The organism is Rathayibacter sp. AY1F9 (genome assembly GCF_002932155.1).
Taxonomy (GTDB): domain Bacteria; phylum Actinomycetota; class Actinomycetes; order Actinomycetales; family Microbacteriaceae; genus Rathayibacter.
Genome location: NZ_PSVA01000001.1, coordinates 77,503 through 97,609 on the forward strand (window position 1 = coordinate 77,503; position 20,107 = coordinate 97,609).

The following is a 20,107-nucleotide window of genomic DNA, read 5'->3' on the forward strand; positions in this document are numbered from 1 at the left end:
TCGTGCGGCCCCGGAGGGTGCAGGGGGCTCGCGAACTGCGCGGCCAGCCTATCGCCGGGGCACGGGGCGGCGGCGGACGCGGGCGCGGAGCGTCCTCTCGGCGGGCGCGGAACGACCGCGCCTCCCGCCGCCGGAGCGGACAGGAGGCGCGGGACGCGGGAAGCGGCGGATCAGCGGTAGTCGCTGCCCGACGCGAGGGCCGCGAGCGGAACGAGCACGACCACGACGAGCACGGCGATCGCGAAGAGCAGGACGAGGCCGAGCATGACGGAGTTGAGCACGATGCCCCAGATCGAGAGCGTGCGGCCGGTCGGCTCCCTCCGCAGGCCCAGGATGCCGAAGACGAGGCCCGCGGCCGGAGCGATCACGGTCAGTCCGAAGAAGACGGAGGTGACGCCGAGGATCAGGCTGGTGAGCGAGAACGGGGTCGAGGGCGCCGGGGCGAGCGCCGCGGGCGGGACGGCGGGGGTGCCGTAGGGGGCGCGGGCCTGCTGCGAGGAGGCGGACTCCTCGGCGGCGGGGCGCTCTCCGGCGGACGGCCGCTCCTCGGTGAGGACGGCGGTCGCGCCCAGGTCCACGGTCGGCTGCTCGTCGGCCGGGGTGGAGAGGCGGGCGGTGCGGTCGTCGGTGGTCACGGTGTGCTCCTTCTCGGGTGCCGGTCGCCCGGCGGGATGCGGTGCCGCCGGGCGGGCCGACGGTGCTGCCGGTGTGCTCCGGCGATGCCTCCACGCTACGGACGCGCCCGGACCCGCCCCATCCGGGGAACCCCCGGAACTCGGGGGCGATCCCCCGCCTCGACGCGGGGGCGGGTGCGAGACTGGTCCCGGCGCGAGGAGGCGGCGATGGACGACGACGAGCTGCGGCACCGCACCCGGGACCGCAAGGGCGCCCGTGCCGTCTGGTTCGCCGGGCTCTCGGCGCTCGCCGGCTTCGTGGTGATCTCCCCTGTGATCTCCCTCACGGCGACCGTGATGGTGTGGGGGTCGCGGCGGCGGATCGGCACCCTCAGCGACCGGAACGGCCTGGTCGCCGTCAACTGGCAGCTCACCTACCTCGCACTCCAGCTGATGCTGGTCCCGCTGCACCTCGCGCTGGTGTCGGTGCGCGACTCGCTCGGCGCCGACTGGCCGCTCGCGACGATCTCGGCGATCCTCGCGCTGGCCGTGCTCAACCTCGTGCTGTGCGTCGTCCTCGGGATCCGGTCCGGCCGGGGACGCACCGTGCGCCTCTGGATCGCCGTGCCCTTCGCCCGCTCCACCCGTCCGCCGCGCTGACCGTCGGGGCACCCCGGTCCGCACGGCTCCCCGCTCCCGGGACTCCGCCCGGCGTGTCCGCGGCCCGGTGCCCCCTCCACGTCGCGGCGGCGGGCAGGGTGGTGGAGTGATCGCCTTCCCTCCGCCCGTGTACGTCGTGGCCGACGACGGAGTGCGGCTGGCCACCTACTCCGTCGGCGAGGAGAGCGCCCCGACCGTCCTCGCCGTGCACGGCTTCGCCTCCCACGCCGTTCTCAACTGGGAGACGTCGGGCTGGCTGCGGACGCTGCACCGGGCCGGGTACCGCGTCGTGGCGCTCGACCAGCGCGGGCACGGCGCGAGCGAGAAGCCGCACCACTCCGACTCCTACGGCGTGGACGCCATGGTGGCCGACCTGGTGCGGGTGCTCGACTCCTACGACCTCGACGCGCCCCACGTCCTCGGCTACTCCCTCGGCGCCCGGATGAGCTGGGTGCTGGGGCTCGAGCACCCGGAGCGGCTCGCATCGCTGAGCCTCGGCGGGCTGACGGTGGGCGAGCCCCTCCGCTCCTTCGACGCGGAGGCGGCCCGGGCCCGCGTCGCCTCCGGCGGCGAGATCGACGACGGCTTCACCCGCGCCTTCATCGGCTTGGCGGAGGGCGTGCAGGGCAACGACCTCGCGGCACTGGTGGCGGTGGCCGACGGCGTCCGCGGCGGGGCGCACCCGGAGCACGGGCGGCATCCCCACCTGCCGACGCTGCTCGTGACCGGCGGCGCGGATCCGATCGCTCCCGGCGGAGAGCTGCTGGCGGCGGAGACGGGGGCGCGGTTCGTGAGCGTCCCCGGCCGCGACCACACCAGCACCGTGCCCGCGCGGGGCTTCAAGGACGCGGTGCTGGCGTTCCTGGCGGAGCAGCGCTGAGCCGGCCCTGCGCCGGGCGGGAGCACCGCGAGCGCCGAGGCCCGCGGCGTAGCATCCCCCTCATGCAGGCGATCCGCATCGAGAACCCCGGCCCCGACTCCCGACTCGTGCTGGAGGAGGTCCCGACGCCCTCCCCCGGACCCGGCGAGGTCCTCGTCCGCGTCGCGGCCGCCGGCGTCAACCGCGCCGACCTCAGCCAGCGCGGCGGGGTCTACCCGCCGCCGCCCGGCGCCTCCGAGATCCTCGGCATGGAGGTGTCCGGCACGGTCGTCGCGCTCGGCGAGGACGCGACCGGGTTCGCGGAGGGCGACGAGGTCTGCGCGGTGCTCTCCGGCGGCGGCTACGCGGAGTACGTCGCGGTCGACGCGGGCCTGGTGCTGCCGGTGCCGGACGGCGTCGGCCTCGTCTCGGCCGCCGCCCTCCCGGAGACGACGTCCACCGTCTGGTCGAACCTCGTGATGGTGGCCGGGCTCGGATCCGGCGACACCGTCCTCCTCCACGGCGGCGGGAGCGGGATCGGGACCACGGGCATCCAGATCGCCGCCGCCCTCGGCGCCCGCGTCGCCGTCACGGCCGGCAGCGCCCGCAAGCTCGAGGCGTGCCGCGCGCTCGGCGCCGACGTCCTGATCGACTACCGCGAGGAGGACTTCGTCGAGCGGATCCGCGAGGCGACCGGCGGGCTCGGCGTCGACGTGATCCTCGACCCCGTCGGCGGCGACTACCTGGCGCGAGACCTGGAGGCGCTGGCCGTGGGCGGGCGCGTGGTGTTCATCGGCAACCAGTCCGGTGCGCTGGGCTCGCTCGATCTCGGGGTGCTGATGCGCAAGCGCGGGGCGGTGCACGCCACGACCCTCCGCGCCCGGCCCCTGGAGGAGCGGCGCGCGATCGTCGCGCAGGTGCGCGCGGAGGTCTGGCCGCTGGTCGCCGCCGGGACGGTGCGACCGGTGGTGGACGAGGTGGTCCCGCTCGCCGAGGCCGAGCGGGCGCACGACGTGATGCGCTCCTCCGGCCACATCGGCAAGCTGCTGCTCACCCTGTGACGCCCCGCACCGGAGGAGGCCCCCGCCGCCCGCGGTGAGCGGGAGCGGGGCCTCCTCCGGTGATGCCCTCCGGCGGGGCGTCAGACCGCGGAGCGCAGGAGTCCGAGCGAGCGGTTGATGCCGTCGACGTCGACCGCGGCCGGATCGAACGAGGCTCCGGCGGCGAGGCCGAGAGCCTCGAGCGCCTCCGCGTGGTCGGCCGAGGACGGGTCCGTCGCCGCCCGCACCGTGTCGGCCCAGGCCGCGGGGCCTCCCGGCACGTCGAGCGGAGCCGCGCCGCGCGCGCCCGTGCAGCGCGGCAGAGCCGACGACAGCGGCGCGATCGACTCCAGACGGATGACGTGGCGCCACTCGTCCTCGAGGTCGTAGACGTAGAAGAGCTCGTCCTGCTCCTGCTCGAGCACCTCGGCGAGCGCGACGCCCGCCTCGTCCACGAGGTCGGCGCCGAACTCCTCCGCGTCGGACGGCGAGCCGATCGGAGCCTGCTCCTCGTCGGGCACGCCGACGCTGAAGTAGTGCGGCTGCGCGTCGGTCCAGCCCAGCGAGAGCTGGAGCGCGAGGTGCAGATCGCGCAGCGACGACTCGGAGGAGAGCTCGAGGCGCCGCCAGACGACGGGCTTGGTCCCGAGCAGGGCGACGTGGAGCGCGTAGGCCGTCGCCGTGTCCTGGGTCGCCTCGTCGAGGATCTCGAGGCGGGTGGCCTCGCGCTCGCCGAGGAGGACGACCGTCGCGCGGACGACGGAGGCGAGGACGGGCGCGAGGCCCTCCGGCACCGCGTAGCCGAACTCGGGCGAGTGCAGCAGCAGCCCGAGCTCGGCGGTGTCGTCGAGCATCCGCTCGGCCGTGCCGACCATGCGCTCGCGCTCGTCGAGGGCCTCGTCGAGCGAGACTCCGGAGTCGGCGGCCAGCTCGTCGACCAGCTCACCGACGACCAGGCCCGGGTGGATCTCGGCCTGGCAGGCGACCGCGATGCGGACCAGCACGGCGTCGGTGGTGGTGACCGCGCGCTCCTCCGGGGAGAAGGCGCCGTCCTCGGTGTCGGCGGCCGCCAGCGCGGTCTGGGCGCTGAGGATCCACTGCTCGAGGAAGCGGGCGACGTAGGCGATGCGCTCGGCGGCGGCCTCGTGCGCGTCGGAGCTGCGCCAGAGCACGGCGGCCTCGCCGAGACCTGCGGCGGATCCCTCCTGCTCGAGCACGGCCGAGCCGACCAGCGCGTCCCACCAGGCCGAGACCGGGATGCGGACGGAGTCGTCGCTCGGGGTGGATCCCGCGGAGGAGATGCCCGCCTCGACCGCGATCTCGCGGGCGGCGCGCTCGGTGAGGGTCGCGCCGTCGTCGGCGGCGAGGTGCTCGACCACGACGTCGGCGGCGTGCACGAGAGCGGTGGCGCGCACGGCGGAGAGCTGCTCCTCGGCCGGGACCTCGTCGAGCTCGGCGAGGTCGTCGAGCACGGCCTCCACGAAGGAGCCGGCGAGGTCGAGGACCTCGTCGAGGACGGCCTGGCACTCGTCCAGCTCCTCGTCGGTGCCGGTCCAGAGGTCCTCGTCGGTGAGGAAGTCGAGGAAGTGCTCGACGACCTCGGCGACGGTGAAGAGGGTGTCGTCGAGGTCGGCCTCGCTCTCCTCCCCCGACAGGTCGGCCTCGATCTGGTCGAAGACGGCCTCGAGCAGCTCGGCGTCGGGCTGGGCGAAGGAGCCGCGCGGGCGCAGGTCGCGGGTCATCGCGAAGAGGTCGGTCAGCACCTCGACGGCCTCGTCGGCCTCGAGGTGCTCGTGCTGCATGCCCACCTCGGCGAGGTGCGAGCGGTACCAGCTGCGGAACCGCACCATCAGCGCGGTCTCGGCCGTACGGCCGCCGCCCTGACCGCCGGAACCGCTCTGACCGCCTCCGGATCGTCCCTGGTTGCGCTTCTTGCCCATGATTCCTCCGCGACCGCTCCACTCACGACGAAGCGCTCCAGCCTACCCAGTGCGGGCGCGCGGCGGCACGCGCGGTCGCCCCCTGTTCACCCTGTGCGCACCGGGTCCGCTCGCTCTGATACGGCCGATCGCCCGAGTCCCGGGATCAGCGCGCGGTGGGAGGCCTCGCCGCCCGGGCCCCTGCCACACGGGTCGCGATGATGAGAAATCTCGCAGCGATCGGGCGGCGAGGCTTGCGCTCGAACCCCTCGCTTCGGTGGAGTGTCCGGATGACCGACACGACGGACACCGCCGAGACCGCTCCCGGGAAGGCGTCGCTCAAGCGGGTGATCACCGGGCCGCTGCTGTTCGCCTTCATCGTGGGCGACACGCTCGGCGCCGGCATCTACACCCTGGTCGGCACGATGGCCGAGGACGTGGGCGGCGTGATCTGGCTGCCGCTGCTGATCGCGCTGGTCGTCGCCCTGCTCACCGCGGGCACGTACGCCGAGCTGATCACCAAGTACCCGCACGCCGGAGGGGCGGCGCGCTACGTGGACCGCGCGTTCGGGAAGCCGTACCTCTCGTTCCTGATCGGCTTCCTGATGATGGCCTCCGGCATCACGACGGCGGCCTCCCTGGCGAACGCGTTCGCGGGCGACTACCTCGGGGCTCTGCTGGACGTGCCGCCGATCCCCACCGCGATCGTCTTCATCGCGATCCTCACCCTGGTGAACCTGCGCGGGGTGAAGGAGTCGCTGACGGCGAACCTGGTCGCCTCGGTGATCGAGGTGAGCGGACTGGTCATCGTCATCGTCTGCGCCGCGGTCTTCTTCGGCTCCGGCGACGGCGACGCCTCCCGCGTGCTCGAGTTCAACCCCGACGTCGCTCCGCTGCAGGGGGCGTTCGCCGCCTCGATCGTCGCCTTCTTCTCGTTCCTCGGCTTCGAGGCCGCGGCGAACATGGCCGAGGAGGTGCGGAACCCCTCGAAGGTCTACCCGCGGGCCCTCTTCGGTGCGCTGATCACCGCCGCCGTGGTCTACCTCCTGATCGCGCTCGGCGCCGTGATCGTGCTGCCGAACGACGAGCTCGCTGCCTCCAGCGGCCCCCTGCTGGACGTGGTCGCGGCGAGCGGAGTGGCCGTGCCGCCGTGGCTCTTCGGCCTGATCGCGCTCGTCGCCATCGCGAACGGCGCTCTGCTGTTCATGGTGATGGCGTCGCGGGTCGGCTTCGGGCTCGCCACCTCCGGGCTGCTGCCGAGCGCCTTCGGGAAGGTGCTGCCGGGCCGCCGCACGCCGTGGGTGTCGATCGTGGTCGTCGGCGGAGTGACGATGCTGCTCAGCCTGATCGGCGACGTCGGCACGCTCGCCGAGACGACGGTGCTGCTGCTCCTGCTGGTGTTCATCGCGGCGAACGTGTCGGTGCTGGTGCTGAAGAAGGACCGCGTCGACCACGCCCACTACTCCGTGCCGCGGGTGGTGCCGGTGCTCGCGACCATCGCGAGCGTGGTGCTGCTGACGCAGCAGACGGGCGTGGTCTGGCTGGCGACAGCGGGCTACGTGGTCGTGGGGACGCTGCTGTTCCTCGCCACCCGCCTGGGGAAGCGGAAGCACGCGGAGCGGACCCCGGACTGATCCGGGCCGGCGCGAGCGGCCCGTCCGCGGATCCCGTGCGGGCCGTTCACGACGGATCGATCGCGGGGGGCGGTGAGGAGTGGGATCGTGAGGGGATGACCGTCACGCTCGAGCCGATGCCCGCCGCCGCTCTCGCCATCTGGATGCGGGTGCAGCGCTCGGCGTACATCGAGGACCGGATGCGCGCGGGCGACGACGAGGCGGCCGCGACGCGCAACGCCGACGCCTCGTACGAGAAGTACTTCCCGGGCTGCTCCCCCGCCGCCGGGCACGACGTGCTCCTCGTCTCCGAGGACGGCCGCGCGGTCGGGTCGCTCTGGCTCGGCCCGCACCCGAGCGGACTCGAGGGCGTCGGGTACGTCTGGGACGTGCAGATCGACACCGCCGAGCGCGGCAGCGGCCTCGGCCGGGCGGCGATGGTGCTCGCGGAGTCGCACGTCCGCTCCCGCGGCGGCTCCGCCCTCGCGCTGAACGTGTTCGGCTTCAACACCGCCGCGCGGGCGCTGTACGAGTCGCTCGGCTACGAGACGACCTCCCTGCAGATGCGCAAGCCGCTGGCCTGAGCGGGGGCTGCTCGACTCCGGGAAGGGGCACGACCCGGTCGCGTAGAACGCCGCACGCCGTGCTCGAGGGCGGACGCCGACGGGCGCCCACCGACGAGCACGGCGGCGGCAGTGGTGGAACCGCCGGGGATCGGCGGGACCCTGCGGTCAGCTCGTGGAGGCGACGGCGGTCGGGTCGCCGGTGCCGGACGGACGCGGGGCGTCACTCGATCCCGTCGCCACCGACGCGCCGGTCGGAACGACGGTGCCGCCGGTCGCCATCCCCCGGCCGAAGGCCTGGCCCTGGAGGATCGCGCCGAGGTCGACGCCGGTCGCCGACCTGACGCTGTCGAACGTCGCGGCGAGACCCGCCGCCTGCTCGCGCGCGATGTGGGTGCCGGCGGTGTCGCCGCCGATCAGCGTCACCGAGCCGACGTTCTGGTAGCCCTTCGCGAACTCGGCCATGAGCGAGGGCAGCTGCCCGATGAGCTCGCGACCCAGGATCGCCTCCTGATTCTCGCGGAGCGCCTCCGCCTCGGCCGCGATGGCCGCCGCGCTCGCCTCGCCCTTCGCGCGGATGGCCTCCGCCTCGGCGGTCGCGTTCGCGCGCAGCGCCTCGGCCTCGGCGCCCGCCTTGGCCCGCAGTGCGTGGGCCTCGGCCTCGGCGCGGGCGCTCACGGCGGCGGCCTCGGCGGAGGCGGACGCCTGGCGCGCCTCCGCCTGGCGCTGGACGGCGTACGCCTCGGCGTCCGAGACCTGCTGCGCGACCTGGCGGTCCGTCTCGGCCTTCTTCTCGCGTCCGTAGGCGTCGGCGTCGGCCTCGGTCTGACGGCGGTACTTCTCGGCGTCCGCGACGCGCTTGACGTCGGCGTCGAGCTCGGCCTGCCGGTTCTCGGCGCGCTGCACGAGGACGGCCTGCTCGCGCTCGGCGCGGGCCAGGTTCTCGGCCTGCTCGGCCTCGGCGTTGGCGCGGCCGACCTCGGACTTCGCGGCGGCGGTGTTCTTGTCGTAGGCGGTCTGCTCGATCAGGTTCGCCTCGTCCGTGGCCAGCTGGCGAGCCTTGACCTCGCGGGCCGCGTTGATCCGCGCGACGTCGGCCTCGCGGCGGACGCGCTCGATCTCCTGCGCTCCGAGCGCCTCGATGTAGCCGTTGCGGTCGGTGACGCCCTGGATGGCGAAGGAGTCGAGGACGAGGCCCTGGGCGAGCAGGTCGCCCTTGATGCCCTCGGCGATCTCGTCTCCCAGCTTCTGCCGGTCCTGCATGACCTCCTCGACGCTGAGCTTCGCGACGACGCCGCGGAGGGCGCCCTCGAGCTGCTCGGTCGTGAAGACGTCGATGGACTGGTCCTGCGACGCGAAGCGCTCGGCGGCGGCGCGGACCTGGTCGGCCGTGGACCCGATCTTGACCAGGGCGACGCCCGCGAGGTGGATGGTCACGCCGTTCTTGGTCTGCGCGACCGGCTCCATCTTGATCTGGCGGGAGCGCAGCGAGATGCGGTCGGACCGCTGGGTCAGCTTGTTCACGAACGCGCCGCCGCCGGTGATGACGGTCATGTTCGAGGTGAGGCCGTCCTCGCCCTTCTGCTTCTTCCCGACGATCACGATCGCCTCGTCGGCCTGCGGCACCTGGTACCAGGCGCGGAAGAGGAAGAAGCCGATGAGGGCGATCAGCAGGAGTGCGCCGACGGCGACTCCGGCGAGGACGATCCAGAGGAGATCCGGTTCCATGGGCGGGCGACCTTTCGTCCGACCCGCGCGACGCGGGTACCTGAGAGACGTACAGGTTCCATCGTGTCACAGCGCCTCGGACGGCCGCGTCGGCCGGAGGGGGGATACTGCGGACGCCGCCGAGAGCGGATCACGAGGGGGCGGGCCCGGAGGAGGACGCCACGAACGAGGGCGTCGCGCGGAGTGCCGCAGAGGAGATCAGTGCTGGGGTACCTGGACTCGAACCAAGAACAACTGAACCAGAATCAGCCGTGTTGCCAATTACACCATACCCCAATGGTCATCCGGAGGTGATCCCGGGACCAGTCGGCGACCGGATCGAGACCCGAGCGCCGAGAGACGACAGTACCCTACGCGGGCATCCCGCTCAAATCGAGCCGCGGACGACGCTGCCCTCGGACTCCGGGGCGGCCTCGCCGAGGCGGGCGCGGACGAGGTCGCGGTTGATCGCGGAGGCGACCTGGGCGCCCGATCCGGCGGCGACGATCAGCTGCTGCGGGCCGGGAGGGGTGACCTCGCCGGCTGCGTAGAGGCCGGGGACGGACGTGCGGCCACCGGCGTCGACGCGGAGGAAGCCGTCGGCGTCGCGGTCGGGGCCGGCCGCGTCCAGGTAGTCCAGCGCGGGCGTCCAGACGGGGCGGACGAACGCCCCGGTGCGCGGGACGACGTCGCCGTCGACGAGGCGGACGCCGGTCATCTCGGCGCGCTCCCCGGCGAGGTCGGCGACCGGGCGCCGGTCGACCCGGATGCCGATGGAGGCGAGCAGCGACTCGTCGGCGTCGCTCACCGTCCCGACGCCGTTGGTGAAGACGATCAGGTCGGTCGACCACTGCGAGAGGAGCATGGCCCGCTCCGCGAGGTCGTCGGTCTCGCCGATCAGGGCGAGCGCCTCCCCCGCCTTCTCGTAGCCGTCGCACTCCATGCAGCTGTGCACGGCGGTGCCGTAGTAGGCGCGCAGGCTCGGGAGCGCGGGCGGCGTCTCGAGCAGTCCCGCGGCGACCACGACGGCGGTGGCGACGACGGAGCGGTCGGCGCTGCCGCGCACGCCCCGGGCGCCGACGACGAACTCGCCGCCGGAGCGCTCGACCGAGGTCACCAGGGCGTTGTGCACCTCGGCGGCCTCGTAGCGCTCGAACTCCTCGCGGCCGAGGCGGCGCAGCTCGAGCGGCGAGATGCCGTCGCGGGTGAGGAACCCGTGCGAGTGCAGGGTCGCGGCGTTCCGCGGGCGGTTGCTGTCGAGCAGCAGCACGCTGCGGCGCGCCCGGACGAGGTTGAGCGCGGTCGAGAGCCCGGCGGGGCCCCCGCCGATCACGACGACGTCGTAGCGTCCGCCGACCGTCTCCGCCACGGTCAGGCCTGCCGGGAGGCGCCGAGGTGAGCGCCCAGGCGGTCGAGGCGGGCGATCGACTCCTGCTTGCCGAGGATCTCCATCGACTCGAACAGCGGCGGCGAGACGCGGCGCCCGGAGACCGCGGTGCGCAGCGGCCCGTAGGCGATGCGGGGCTTGAGGCCGAGGCCCTCGATCAGCGCGGAGGCGAGCGCCTCCTGGATCGAGGCCGTCAGCCACTCGGACGCGGGGACGAGCTCGAGAGCGCCGATCGAGGCGGCGAGCACCTCGCCGGCGTTCGCGGGCAGGCCCTTCAGCGCGTCCTCGTCGTACTCGAGCGCGTCGGAGGAGGTGAAGAGGAACCCGAGCATCCCGGGGGCCTCCCCCAGCAGGCCGATCCGCTCCTGCACGAGGGGCGCGGCGGCGTCGAGCACCGCGCGCTGCTCGGCGGTCGGCTCGCCCGCGAGCACTCGGGCCGCCACGAGGTACGGGATCGTCCGCTCGGTGAAGTCGTCGACGGCCAGGAGGCGGATGTGGTCGCCGTTGATCGACTCGGCCTTCTTGAGGTCGAAGCGGGCCGGATTGGGGTTCACGTCGGCGACGTCGAAGGCGGCGACCATCTCGTCGATCGAGAAGACGTCGCGGTCGTGCGTGAGCGACCAGCCGAGCAGGGCGAGGTAGTTGACCAGGCCCTCCGGGATGAAGCCGCGGTCGCGGTGGTGGAAGAGGTTCGAGGACGGATCGCGCTTGGAGAGCTTCTTGCTGCCGTCGCCCATCACGTAGGGGAGGTGCCCGAAGCGCGGGACGAAGGTCGTCACTCCGATGTCGATCAGCGCGTGGTACAGCGCGATCTGCCGGGCGGTCGAGGGGAGGATGTCCTCGCCGCGCAGCACGTGGGTGATCTGCATGATTGCGTCGTCGACCGGGTTCACCAGCGTGTAGAGCGGCTGGCCGTTGGGGCGCACCACGACGAAGTCGCTGAAGGAGCCCGCGGGGAACGTGATCGGGCCGCGGACCAGGTCGTCGAAGGACAGGTCGGCGTCCGGCACGCGCAGGCGCAGCGCCGGGGCGCGGCCCTCGGCGCGGAAGGCGGCGCGCTCCTCCTCGGTGAGATCGCGGTCGTGGTTGTCGTACCCGTGCTGCTTCGCGCGGCCGGCCGCCTCGTTGCGCGCGTCGATCTCCTCGGCCGTGGAGTAGCTCTCGTAGAGGTGCCCCGAGGCCGTCAGGCGCGCGATCACGTCGAGGTAGACATCGGTGCGCTCGGACTGCCGGTACGGGCCGTGCGGGCCGCCGACTCCGACGCCCTCGTCCCAGTCGAGCTTCAGCCAGCGCAGCGCGTCGAGGATCTGCTCCACGCTCTCCTCGCTGTCGCGGGCGGCGTCCGTGTCCTCGATGCGGAAGACGAACGTGCCGCCGGTGTGGCGCGCGTACGCCCAGTTGAACAGGGCGGTGCGGATGAGGCCGACGTGCGGGGTCCCGGTCGGCGAGGGGCAGAAGCGGACGCGGACGTCGCTCCCGGTCGCGGTCGTGAACGGGTGCGCGTCCGGCGCGCTTTCCAGGGGCGGGGTGAGCTCAGACATACGAGGCCGATCCTACCGGCGGGAGCCGGTGCGGCGCCCGGGATCGCGGGGGCCGTGGCGCCTCCGCCCCGGGCACGGTGCGCGCCTCGCGGCGACTGCTTCTACCGGACAGCACTGCTCCGAGTCAACGGACTCCCCGAGCGAGCAGGAGCAGTGGTGCGCTGACCCCGGGCCTCTCGTCGAGAGGGCCCGAGCGCCGCACCGCAGGCCGCGCCGGGCCTCCGCGCGAGCGTGCCCGGAAGGAGCACTGATGAGCACGATCGATCTCGACCCCCGCACCGACCGCCCGAGCGCCCTCACCGAGGCGGCACGGGAGGAGAAGGACGCCCGCACGCTCTCGCTCTTCCAGGCCGCGGTGAGCGCGGAGGCCGCCGAGGGCGCGCGCATCCGCGAGCGCATCGTGCTCGACCACCTGGGCCTGGCCGAGGCCATGGCCCGCCGGGTCTCCAGGAGCGGAGGCGACTGGGCGGATCTGCGCCAGGTCGCCTACGTGGGCCTCGTGAAGGCCGCCCGCCGCTTCACTCCCGAGCGCGGCGACAGCTTCGCCGCGTTCGCCGTCCCCACGATCACCGGCGAGCTCAAGCGCCACCTCCGCGACCTCGGCTGGATGATCCGGCCGCCGCGCGGCGTGCAGGAGCTGCACCGCCGCTCCGCCGTCGTCGCCGACGAGCTCGCGCAGGAGCTCGGCCGTCACCCCACCGACCAGGAGATCGCCCGCCGCCTCGGAGTGGACGCGACGGAGGTGGCCGACGCGCGCCTCGCGGGGCATCCGCTCTCCCTCGACGAGACCGTGGGCGAGGGCGGCGTCGGCCTGGGCGACACCCTCGGCGGCGAGGACGAGCGGCTGCTCGAGATCGACCGGCGGCACGGGCTCGCCGAGGCCCTCGCCGAGCTCGAGGAGGGCCAGCGCGAGCTCCTGCGCATGCGCTTCGTCGAGGAGCGGACCCAGCAGCAGATAGCCGACGCCCTGGGGACGACGCAGATGCAGGTCTCGCGCCTGCAGCGGCGGATCCTCGCGCAGCTCGCCGACCGCCTCGGCGCCCCCTCGCGCAGCCATCAGCCGCGCGCTCCCCGGGCCCGCGTGGCCACGGTCACTCCGGTCCGACCGGCGACGCGGCTGAAGTCCGCCTGAGGTGGGCCTCGGCACGCGACGGGAGCGACGAGAGGGCGGCGAGGACGTCGTCGACCTGGACCGCGAGCAGCGCCGGGTCCGGCTCGGCGGAGAAGACATCGCCGCGGCGGAGGGAGGCGTCGGTCAGCACGACGTGCGGACCCGAGGCCGGAGGGCCCCAGGCCTCGGGCGGTGCCGGACCGAAGATCACGACCGAGGGGACGCCGTACGCGGAGGCGAGGTGCGCGGCTCCGGTGTCGACGGTCACCACGACCTTGGCGGCCGCGACGACCGCGGCGAACCCGCTGAGCGCGAGCTCCCCCGCCAGCACCTCGCCCGTGCCGGCGAGCTCGGCGACGCGGCGGGCGCGGTCGGCCTCGTTCGCGCCCCCGGTGTAGACGACGCGGTGCCCCTCGGCGGTGAGGGCGCGGGCCACCGCGGCGAAGCGCTCCTCCGGCCACTCGCGCGAGCCGTAGAAGGCCCCAATGTGCACGACGGCGGCTCCGGGGGCCGAGGCGGGCTCCTCCGGGACGGCGATCGCGACGTCCTCGGGGTCGGCGTCGAGACCGATCGAGTTCACCAGCCGGGCCCAGCGGGCGCGCTCGAGCTCGCCGTCGATCCAGAGCGGCCGCGGGTCCTCCGGGCCCGCGCCCGGGTCCAGCGCCGGGACGCGGAACTCCAGCGTGCGCTCGGGCGCGATCTCGCGCAGCCGCAGCCGCGACTCCGGGCCGTTGCCGTGGAGGTTCACGCCGAGCTCGACCCGGCCGGCGGCCATCGGCAGCGGGTCGTCGAGTCCGCGGAGGGTGGGCACGAGCGCGTCCAGGCCCTCGACGAGGTCGACGATCGGCTCGAGCCAGGGCGTGGTCGCCATGATCAGCCGGTGGTCCGGGAAGCCGCGGCGCAGGGCCTTGAGCGCCGGGACGGCGACGAGCAGGTCGCCGAGCTTGAGGGCGCGCAGCGCGAGGATCTCCGGAGTCCCGTCCGGGGCGGTGAGAGCGCGCACGGCGCCTCCTTTCTGTCGGAGTCCCCGTACCCCGCTGCGCGCACCTCAGACGCGCCGCCCGCAGATGCGAGCGACGCGCCCGGAGGGACCGACTTCTCCGGAAGGGGGTTTACATCCCCGGTCGAGGGGTACGAGGAGAAGGTGAACGACTCCTCCTCCCGGAGCGCCGACGAGCGCGCGAGGGCCCCGCGCCTGCGGGGGATCCTCTTCGACCGCGACGCGACGCTCGTGGTCGACGTGCCCTACAACGGCGACCCGGCGCAGGTCTCCCCGATGCCCACCGCCCTCGCCGCGGTCGAGCGGGCGCGCGAGGCGGGGCTGGCCGTGGGCGTGGTCACCAACCAGTCCGGGATCGCCCGCGGGATCATCGACCGCGGCCAGGCCGACGCGGTGAACCGGCGCGTGGACGAGCTCTTCGGCGGCTTCGACGTGTGGATGCTCTGCCCCCACGGCCCGGAGGACGACTGCTCCTGCCGGAAGCCCCGGCCCGGCATGGTTCTCGGCGCCGCCGAGCAGCTGGGACTGCCGGCACGGTCCCTCGCCGTGATCGGCGACATCGGGGCCGACGTCGGCGCCGCCGCCGCGGCCGGCGCCCGTGGAGTGCTGGTGCCGACTCCGGTCACCCGCGCCGAGGAGGTGGACGCCGCTCCGCTGCAGGCGGCGACGCTCCTCGAGGCGGTCGAGCTGCTGCTCGCGATGCAGCCCGACGAGGACGCCGAGTGAGGCGCCGCGTGCTCGTCGCCCGCCTGGACAGCGCGGGAGACGTCCTGCTGTGCGGACCCGCCGTCCGCGCGATCGCGGCCGACGCCGAGGTGCTGCTGCTGAGCGGTCCGCAGGGAGCGCCCGCGGCCGCGCTGCTGCCGGGTCCCTCCTCCGTCCGCACCTGGTGGTGCCCGTGGATCGGCGACGCCTCCCGCCCCGTCGACGCCGAGCTCGTCGACGAGCTGCGCGCGATCGTCGAGGAGTTCGCGCCGGACGAGGCCGTGATCCTCACCTCCTTCCACCAGTCGCCGCTTCCGCTGGCCCTGCTGCTCCGCCTCGCCGGTGTCGCCCGCACCACGGGCGCCTCGGTCGACTTCGCGGGCGCCCTGCTCGATGTGCGCCTCGTCCCGGGCGAGACCCTCGAGGAGGACCAGCCGGAGCCGGAGCGCGCGCTCGCGATCGCGGCGGCGGCCGGCTTCGCGCTGCCCGCCGGCGACGACGGACGGCTCCGCGTGCGCCGCGAGGGCGTGCTGCCCGCCGCTCTCGAGGGGATCGGCCCCTACGCGGTCGTGCACCCCGGGGCAGCCGTCCCCGCCCGCGCCTGGCCCGCGGCGAACGCGGCCCGCGCCGTCGAGCTGCTGGCGGACGCGGGCCTCGCCGTCGTCGTCACCGGCGGCCCGGGCGAGCGCTCCCTCACGGCCGAGGTCGCGGGCTCCCGCGGCATCGACCTCGGCGGGGCGACGGACTTCCCCGGCGCCGCCGAGGTGCTGGCCGGCGCCGAGGTCGTGATCTGCGGCAACACCGGCCCCGCGCACCTCGCCGCCGCGGTCGGCACCCCCATGGTCAGCCTCTTCGCGCCGGTCGTCCCGGCCGTGCGCTGGGCGCCCTACGGCGTCCCGGTCGCGCTGCTCGGCGACCAGAAGGCGCCCTGCGCCGGCTCGCGCGCCCGCGTGTGCCCCGTCCCCGGCCATCCCTGCCTCGCGGGGGTGAGCGCCGAGGAGGCGGTCGCCGCCGCCCTCCGACTCCGACCCACGACTTCCCCGAGAGAGGCCATCGCATGAGGATCCTGCTCTGGCACGTGCACGGCGGCTGGGCGGACGCCTTCGTCCGCGGCGCCCATACCTACCTGCTCCCCACGACTCCGGCCCGCGACGGCTGGGGCCTGGGCACCGGCGGCCGCGACTGGCCGAGCGCCGTCGAGATCGCCCCCGAGGAGCTGCACGACGCCGACGTCGACGCGGTCCTCCTCCAGAGGCCCGAGGAGCTCGCCGAGGCCGAGCGCATGCTCGGGCGACGCCTCGGCCGCGACGTGCCCGCCGTCTACGTGGAGCACAACACCCCCCGCGGGGACGTGCCGGACAACCGCCACCCGTTCGCCGACCGCGACGACCTGCTGATCGTCCACGTCACCCACTTCAACGCCCTGATGTGGGACACCGGATCGACGCGGACGACGGTGATCGAGCACGGGATCCACGACCCGGGTCCCCTCTACACCGGCGAGCTGCCGCACTTCGGCGTGGTCGTCAACGAGCCCGTCCGCCGGGGCCGGGTCGCCGGGACCGACCTGCTCCCCCGCTTCGGCGCGGTCGCTCCGCTGGACGTCTTCGGGATGAAGACCGACCGGCTCGCCGAGCTGCCGGGCCTGGAGGACGTGACGGTCCTCGGCGACGTCCGCACGCAGGCGATGCACGGGGCCCTGGCCCGCCGCCGGGTCTACCTGCACCCGTTCCGATGGACCTCCCTCGGCCTCGCACTGCTGGAGGCGATGCACCTCGGGATGCCCGTCGTCGCGCTCGACGTGACGGAGGCGGGGCGCGCCGTCCCGCCCGAGGCCGGAGCGGTCTCGAACGACCTCGACGCCCTCGTCGCCTCGGCCCGGGCGCTCGTCGAGGACCCGGACCGGGCCGCCCGCGCCGGCGCCGTCGCCCGCGAGGCCGCGCTCGCGCGCTACGGCCTCGCCCGGTTCCACCGCGACTGGGACGAGGTCCTCGCCGACCTCCCCGGACGCCGGTCGCCGGAGCCCGCTCTGGAAGGGAGCACCCGATGAAGCAGCACCTCTCCGCCGCGCCGGCGCTGACGATCGCCATGGTCTCGGAGCACGCGAGCCCGCTGGCGACCCTCGGCGGCGTCGACGCCGGCGGTCAGAACGTCCACGTGGCGGCGCTCGCCGACGCGCTCGCCCGCCGCGGCCACCGCGTCGTCGTCTACACCCGCCGCGACGACCCCTCCCTCCCCCGGCGCGTGCCCTTCACCTCGGGAGTCGAGGTCGTGCACATCGACGCCGGACCGCCGCGCCGGGTGTCCAAGGACGAGCTGCTGCCCTTCATGGGCGACTTCGCCGTCGACCTCACCGAGGAGTGGCTGCAGGAGCGGCCGGACCTCGTGCACAGCCACTTCTGGATGTCCGGGGTCGCCGCGCTCGACGCCTCCGAGCGGGTGGAGCGCGCCACCGGGCGGCGCGTGCCCGTCCTCCACACCTTCCACGCGCTGGGCGTGGTCAAGCGCCGCCAGCAGGGTGCGCTCGACACCAGCCCCGAGGAGCGCGCCTGGCTCGAGCCCGGAGTGGGCCAGAAGGCCGACGGCGTCGTCGCCACCTGCTCGGACGAGGCCTTCGAGCTCAAGGGGCTCGGCGTGCCGACCTCGCGCATCTCGGTGGTGCCCTGCGGAGTCGACATCGACCGGTTCTCGGTCGAGGGCCCGGTCGCGCCCCGCGGCGAGCGCTCGCGGCTGATGACCATCGGACGCCTGGTGCCGCGCAAGGGCATGGGCATCGCGATCGAGGCGCTCGCGCACCTGGTCGCGGCCGGCCACGACGCCGAGCTCGTCGTGGTCGGGGGCTCCGGCTCCGGCGACGCGCTGACGGCGGACCCCGAGTACCAGCGGCTGCACGGCGTCGCCGAGAGCCTCGGCGTCGCGGACCGTGTCGACTTCGTCGGCCAGCTCTCGCAGACCGAGATGCCCGCGATGCTCCGCTCGGCCGACGTCGTGGTCTGCGCGCCCTGGTACGAGCCGTTCGGCATCACTCCGCTCGAGGCGATGGCCTGCGGCGTGCCGGTCGTCGCCTCCTCCGTGGGCGGCCTGATCGACACCGTGGTCGAGGACGTCACCGGGGTCCACGTGCCTCCGCGCGACCCGGTCGCCCTGGCCGCCGCCCTCGGCTCGCTGCTGGAGGACCCCGACCGCGCCCGCGCCTACGGGGCCGCCGGCCGCGAGCGCGTCGAGTCCCGCTACTCCTGGGATCGCGTCGCCGCCGACAGCGAGCGCGCCTACGTCACGACCCTCGCCGGCCTCGGCGACGAGTCGCTCCTCACCGGCGCCACGAGCGCACCCTCATCCCCCACCACCCGGAAGGCGGCTCCGCGACGATGACCATCGACACCGCGACCATCGACACCGTTCTGGACACCCCGGCCGACGCCGCCCGGCGCCTCGTCGACGACCACGTGGCGCGCGCGCTCGACGCGGTCGCGCAGCTGGAGCGCCACTCCGACAGGATCGCCGCCTGGGGCGTCGAGCTCGCCGACCGCCTGCACTCCGGCGCGCGCCTGCTCGCCGCGGGCAACGGCGGCTCCGCGGCCGAGGCGCAGCACCTCACCGCCGAGCTCGTCGGCCGCTTCGACGGCGACCGCGTCCCCTTCTCCGCCATCTCGCTGCACGCAGAAACGTCGAGCCTGACCGCGATCGGCAACGACTACGGCTTCGACCACGTGTTCTCGCGCCAGGTCACCGCGCACGCCCGGGCGGGGGACGTCGTGGTGCTGCTCTCCACCAGCGGACGCAGCGCGAACCTCCTCCACGCCGCGGAGGCCGCCCGTGCGGCGGGCGCCCGGTCGTGGGCGCTGACCGGCGAGGGGCCGAACCCGCTCACCGAGCTCTGCGACGAGGCGATCGCCCTCGAGGGCCACGGCTCCAATGTGCAGGAGGCGCAGCTGGTGCTCGTGCACGCGCTCTGCCGGGCCTTCGAGCACCGGATCCGCGCGCGGACGGCGGCCGCCGCGTGAGCCGCCTGCGCCTCGTCGTCGTCGGCGACGTGATGCTCGACGTCGACCTCTCCGGACCCGCCGAGCGGCTGAGCCCGGACGCCCCCGTCCCCGTGGTCGACGTGTCGGCCCGCAGCGCCCGCGCCGGCGGTGCCGGGCTCGTCGCCCGGATGCTCGCCCGCGACGGGCACGAGGTGACGCTGGTGACCGCGCTCGCCGAGGACTCGGATCCGGACGTGGCGGAGCTGCGCGCCGAGATGTCCGGCGTCCGCCTGGTCGCCGGGCCCTCGGGAGCGCCGACGCCGGTGAAGACCCGCGTCGCCGCCTCCGGCCAGGCCGTCGTACGGATCGACCGCGGCTGCGAGACGCCGCCCATCCCCGGCGTCACCGACGCCATGCTCGCCGCGCTCGCCGACGCCGACGCCGTGATCGTCGCCGACTACGGCCGCCGCCTGACCGAGGAGCCGTCGCTCCGCACGGCGCTCGACGCGCTCACCGTGCCGCTGGTGTGGGATCCGCACCCGCGGGGCTCGCAGCCGGTCGCCGCCACCTCCCTCGCCACCCCGAACCTGGCCGAGGCCACCGCCTTCTCGGGAGCCGTCGGCCGCGGAGTGACGCGCGCCGAGTCCGCCGCGACCACCCTCCTCGAGCGCTGGGGCTGCGGTGCGGTCACCGTGACGATGGGATCCTCCGGCGCCCTGCTGCGCTCCCGCGGCGCCGGCGTCCCGGTCGTCGCACCGGCCGTCGCCGTGCCGCCCACCGACCCGTGCGGCGCGGGCGACCGGTTCGCCGCCTCCGCCGCCGTCGCCCTCGCCGAGGGTGCGAGCACGTCGGAGGCGGTGCAGGCGGCGGTCGCCGCAGCCGGCGCCTACCTCCTCGCGGGAGGGGTCGCCTCACTGTCCGCTCCCGCCGACCCCGCACCCCTCCACGGCGGCGGGGTGGACGCCCTGCGCGTCGCCGAGTCCGTCCGCGCGGCAGGAGGAACGGTGGTCGCGACGGGCGGCTGCTTCGACCTGCTCCACGCCGGCCACGCCCGCACCCTCTCCGCCGCACGCGCTCTCGGCGACTGCCTGATCGTCTGCCTCAACTCGGACGACTCCGTCCGGCGCCTCAAGGGCGCGGCGCGGCCGATCATCCCCGAGGACGACCGCGTCGACCTGCTGCTCGCGCTCGAGTGCGTCGACGCCGTGCTGGTCTTCGGCGAGGACACGCCGGACGAGGCGCTGCGCCGCATCCGCCCCGACGTCTGGGTGAAGGGCGGCGACTACTCCGCCGAGTCCCTCCCCGAGACGGCGACGGTGGCGGACTGGGGCGGCCGGGTCCTGACCGTGCCGTACCACCCGGGCCGCTCGACCACCCATCTCGCCGCCGCGCTCGCGCGCGTCGGCTGACCCGCGGCCCACGA

At 74.7% G+C, this 20,107-nt stretch carries 18 protein-coding genes and 1 tRNA gene; 12 read left to right on the forward strand and 7 right to left on the reverse strand.

Going from position 1 to position 20,107, the window contains the following annotated elements:
• Nucleotides 1–170 precede the first annotated feature (170 nt).
• On the reverse strand, nt 171–635 hold the full coding sequence (locus tag C5C37_RS00395) for a DUF4190 domain-containing protein (RefSeq protein WP_104226275.1): 465 nt from the start codon (nt 633–635) through the stop codon (nt 171–173).
• A 207-nt stretch (nt 636–842) separates the two neighbouring features.
• Here C5C37_RS00395 and C5C37_RS00400 point away from each other — a divergent pair, with 207 nt between their 5' ends.
• The 3 genes from C5C37_RS00400 (at nt 843) to C5C37_RS00410 (ending at nt 3,194) form a co-directional block, all read left to right on the forward strand.
• Nucleotides 843–1,274: a DUF4870 domain-containing protein gene (locus C5C37_RS00400; RefSeq protein ID WP_181065463.1), complete on the forward strand. Its 432-nt coding sequence runs from the start codon at nt 843–845 to the stop codon at nt 1,272–1,274.
• A 106-nt stretch (nt 1,275–1,380) separates the two neighbouring features.
• Nucleotides 1,381–2,154, forward strand: a complete 774-nt coding sequence (locus C5C37_RS00405; protein WP_181127334.1) for an alpha/beta fold hydrolase — start codon at nt 1,381–1,383, stop codon at nt 2,152–2,154.
• 62 nt (nt 2,155–2,216) lie between these two features.
• Nucleotides 2,217–3,194: an NAD(P)H-quinone oxidoreductase gene (locus C5C37_RS00410; RefSeq protein WP_104338252.1), complete on the forward strand. Its 978-nt coding sequence runs from the start codon at nt 2,217–2,219 to the stop codon at nt 3,192–3,194.
• Nucleotides 3,195–3,274: 80 nt separating this feature from the next.
• On the opposite strand, the gene C5C37_RS00415 is transcribed toward C5C37_RS00410, so the two are convergent.
• Nucleotides 3,275–5,113, reverse strand: a complete 1,839-nt coding sequence (locus C5C37_RS00415) for a plasmid pRiA4b ORF-3 family protein (RefSeq protein WP_104262696.1) — start codon at nt 5,111–5,113, stop codon at nt 3,275–3,277.
• Nucleotides 5,114–5,382: 269 nt separating this feature from the next.
• On the opposite strand from C5C37_RS00415, the gene C5C37_RS00420 reads away from it, so the two are divergent.
• Together C5C37_RS00420 and C5C37_RS00425 are read left to right on the forward strand one after the other, a co-directional pair.
• Entirely contained in the window at nt 5,383–6,726 is a 1,344-nt protein-coding gene (locus C5C37_RS00420) for an APC family permease (protein WP_104226270.1), read from the forward strand.
• Nucleotides 6,727–6,821: 95 nt separating this feature from the next.
• Nucleotides 6,822–7,289: an N-acetyltransferase gene (locus C5C37_RS00425; protein WP_104338253.1), complete on the forward strand. Its 468-nt coding sequence runs from the start codon at nt 6,822–6,824 to the stop codon at nt 7,287–7,289.
• A 147-nt stretch (nt 7,290–7,436) separates the two neighbouring features.
• Here C5C37_RS00425 and C5C37_RS00430 read toward each other — a convergent pair whose 3' ends face one another.
• The 4 genes from C5C37_RS00430 to gltX form a co-directional block, all read right to left on the reverse strand.
• Nucleotides 7,437–8,996 carry an SPFH domain-containing protein gene (locus tag C5C37_RS00430; RefSeq protein WP_104338254.1) on the reverse strand — a complete coding sequence of 520 codons (1,560 nt, stop codon included), beginning with the start codon at nt 8,994–8,996 and terminating at the stop codon, nt 7,437–7,439.
• 204 nt (nt 8,997–9,200) lie between these two features.
• Nucleotides 9,201–9,272: transfer RNA gene (locus tag C5C37_RS00435), tRNA-Gln, on the reverse strand.
• A 91-nt stretch (nt 9,273–9,363) separates the two neighbouring features.
• Nucleotides 9,364–10,344, reverse strand: a complete 981-nt coding sequence (locus C5C37_RS00440; protein ID WP_104276156.1) for an NAD(P)/FAD-dependent oxidoreductase — start codon at nt 10,342–10,344, stop codon at nt 9,364–9,366.
• Nucleotides 10,345–10,346: 2 nt separating this feature from the next.
• Nucleotides 10,347–11,903 (reverse strand): glutamate--tRNA ligase, encoded by a 1,557-nt coding sequence (gene gltX, locus C5C37_RS00445; protein WP_104338255.1) that lies wholly within the window; start codon nt 11,901–11,903, stop codon nt 10,347–10,349.
• 250 nt (nt 11,904–12,153) lie between these two features.
• On the opposite strand from gltX, the gene C5C37_RS00450 reads away from it, so the two are divergent.
• Nucleotides 12,154–13,035, forward strand: a complete 882-nt coding sequence (locus C5C37_RS00450; protein ID WP_104226266.1) for a sigma-70 family RNA polymerase sigma factor — start codon at nt 12,154–12,156, stop codon at nt 13,033–13,035.
• Here the strand turns inward: C5C37_RS00450 and C5C37_RS00455 are convergent.
• Nucleotides 12,995–14,017 carry a glycosyltransferase family 9 protein gene (locus tag C5C37_RS00455; protein WP_104338256.1) on the reverse strand — a complete coding sequence of 341 codons (1,023 nt, stop codon included), beginning with the start codon at nt 14,015–14,017 and terminating at the stop codon, nt 12,995–12,997. The two genes, C5C37_RS00450 and C5C37_RS00455, sit on opposite strands and share 41 nt — an antisense overlap.
• 141 nt (nt 14,018–14,158) lie before the next feature.
• Here C5C37_RS00455 and C5C37_RS17295 point away from each other — a divergent pair, with 141 nt between their 5' ends.
• The 6 genes from C5C37_RS17295 to C5C37_RS00480 are packed head-to-tail and all read left to right on the forward strand — an operon-like array spanning nt 14,159 to nt 20,093.
• Nucleotides 14,159–14,740, forward strand: a complete 582-nt coding sequence (locus tag C5C37_RS17295; protein WP_104309436.1) for an HAD family hydrolase — start codon at nt 14,159–14,161, stop codon at nt 14,738–14,740.
• Complete coding sequence (locus C5C37_RS00460) at nt 14,737–15,780, forward strand: glycosyltransferase family 9 protein (RefSeq protein ID WP_219814455.1); 1,044 nt, start codon at nt 14,737–14,739, stop codon at nt 15,778–15,780. Before C5C37_RS17295 ends, C5C37_RS00460 begins: the two co-directional genes overlap by 4 nt.
• Complete coding sequence (locus C5C37_RS00465) at nt 15,777–16,769, forward strand: glycosyltransferase (protein ID WP_104338257.1); 993 nt, start codon at nt 15,777–15,779, stop codon at nt 16,767–16,769. The genes C5C37_RS00460 and C5C37_RS00465 overlap by 4 nt, the downstream gene beginning before the upstream one ends.
• A 26-nt stretch (nt 16,770–16,795) precedes the next feature.
• Nucleotides 16,796–18,091 (forward strand): glycosyltransferase, encoded by a 1,296-nt coding sequence (locus C5C37_RS00470; RefSeq protein WP_104338309.1) that lies wholly within the window; start codon nt 16,796–16,798, stop codon nt 18,089–18,091.
• The gene (locus tag C5C37_RS00475; RefSeq protein ID WP_104247441.1) at nt 18,088–18,723 is read left to right on the forward strand and encodes an SIS domain-containing protein; all 636 of its coding nucleotides are present in this window, start codon (nt 18,088–18,090) and stop codon (nt 18,721–18,723) included. The genes C5C37_RS00470 and C5C37_RS00475 overlap by 4 nt, the downstream gene beginning before the upstream one ends.
• 5 nt (nt 18,724–18,728) lie before the next feature.
• Nucleotides 18,729–20,093, forward strand: coding sequence for a PfkB family carbohydrate kinase (locus C5C37_RS00480; protein WP_104338310.1), 1,365 nt, complete (start codon nt 18,729–18,731; stop codon nt 20,091–20,093).
• The last annotated feature ends 14 nt before the right edge of the window (nt 20,094–20,107 follow it).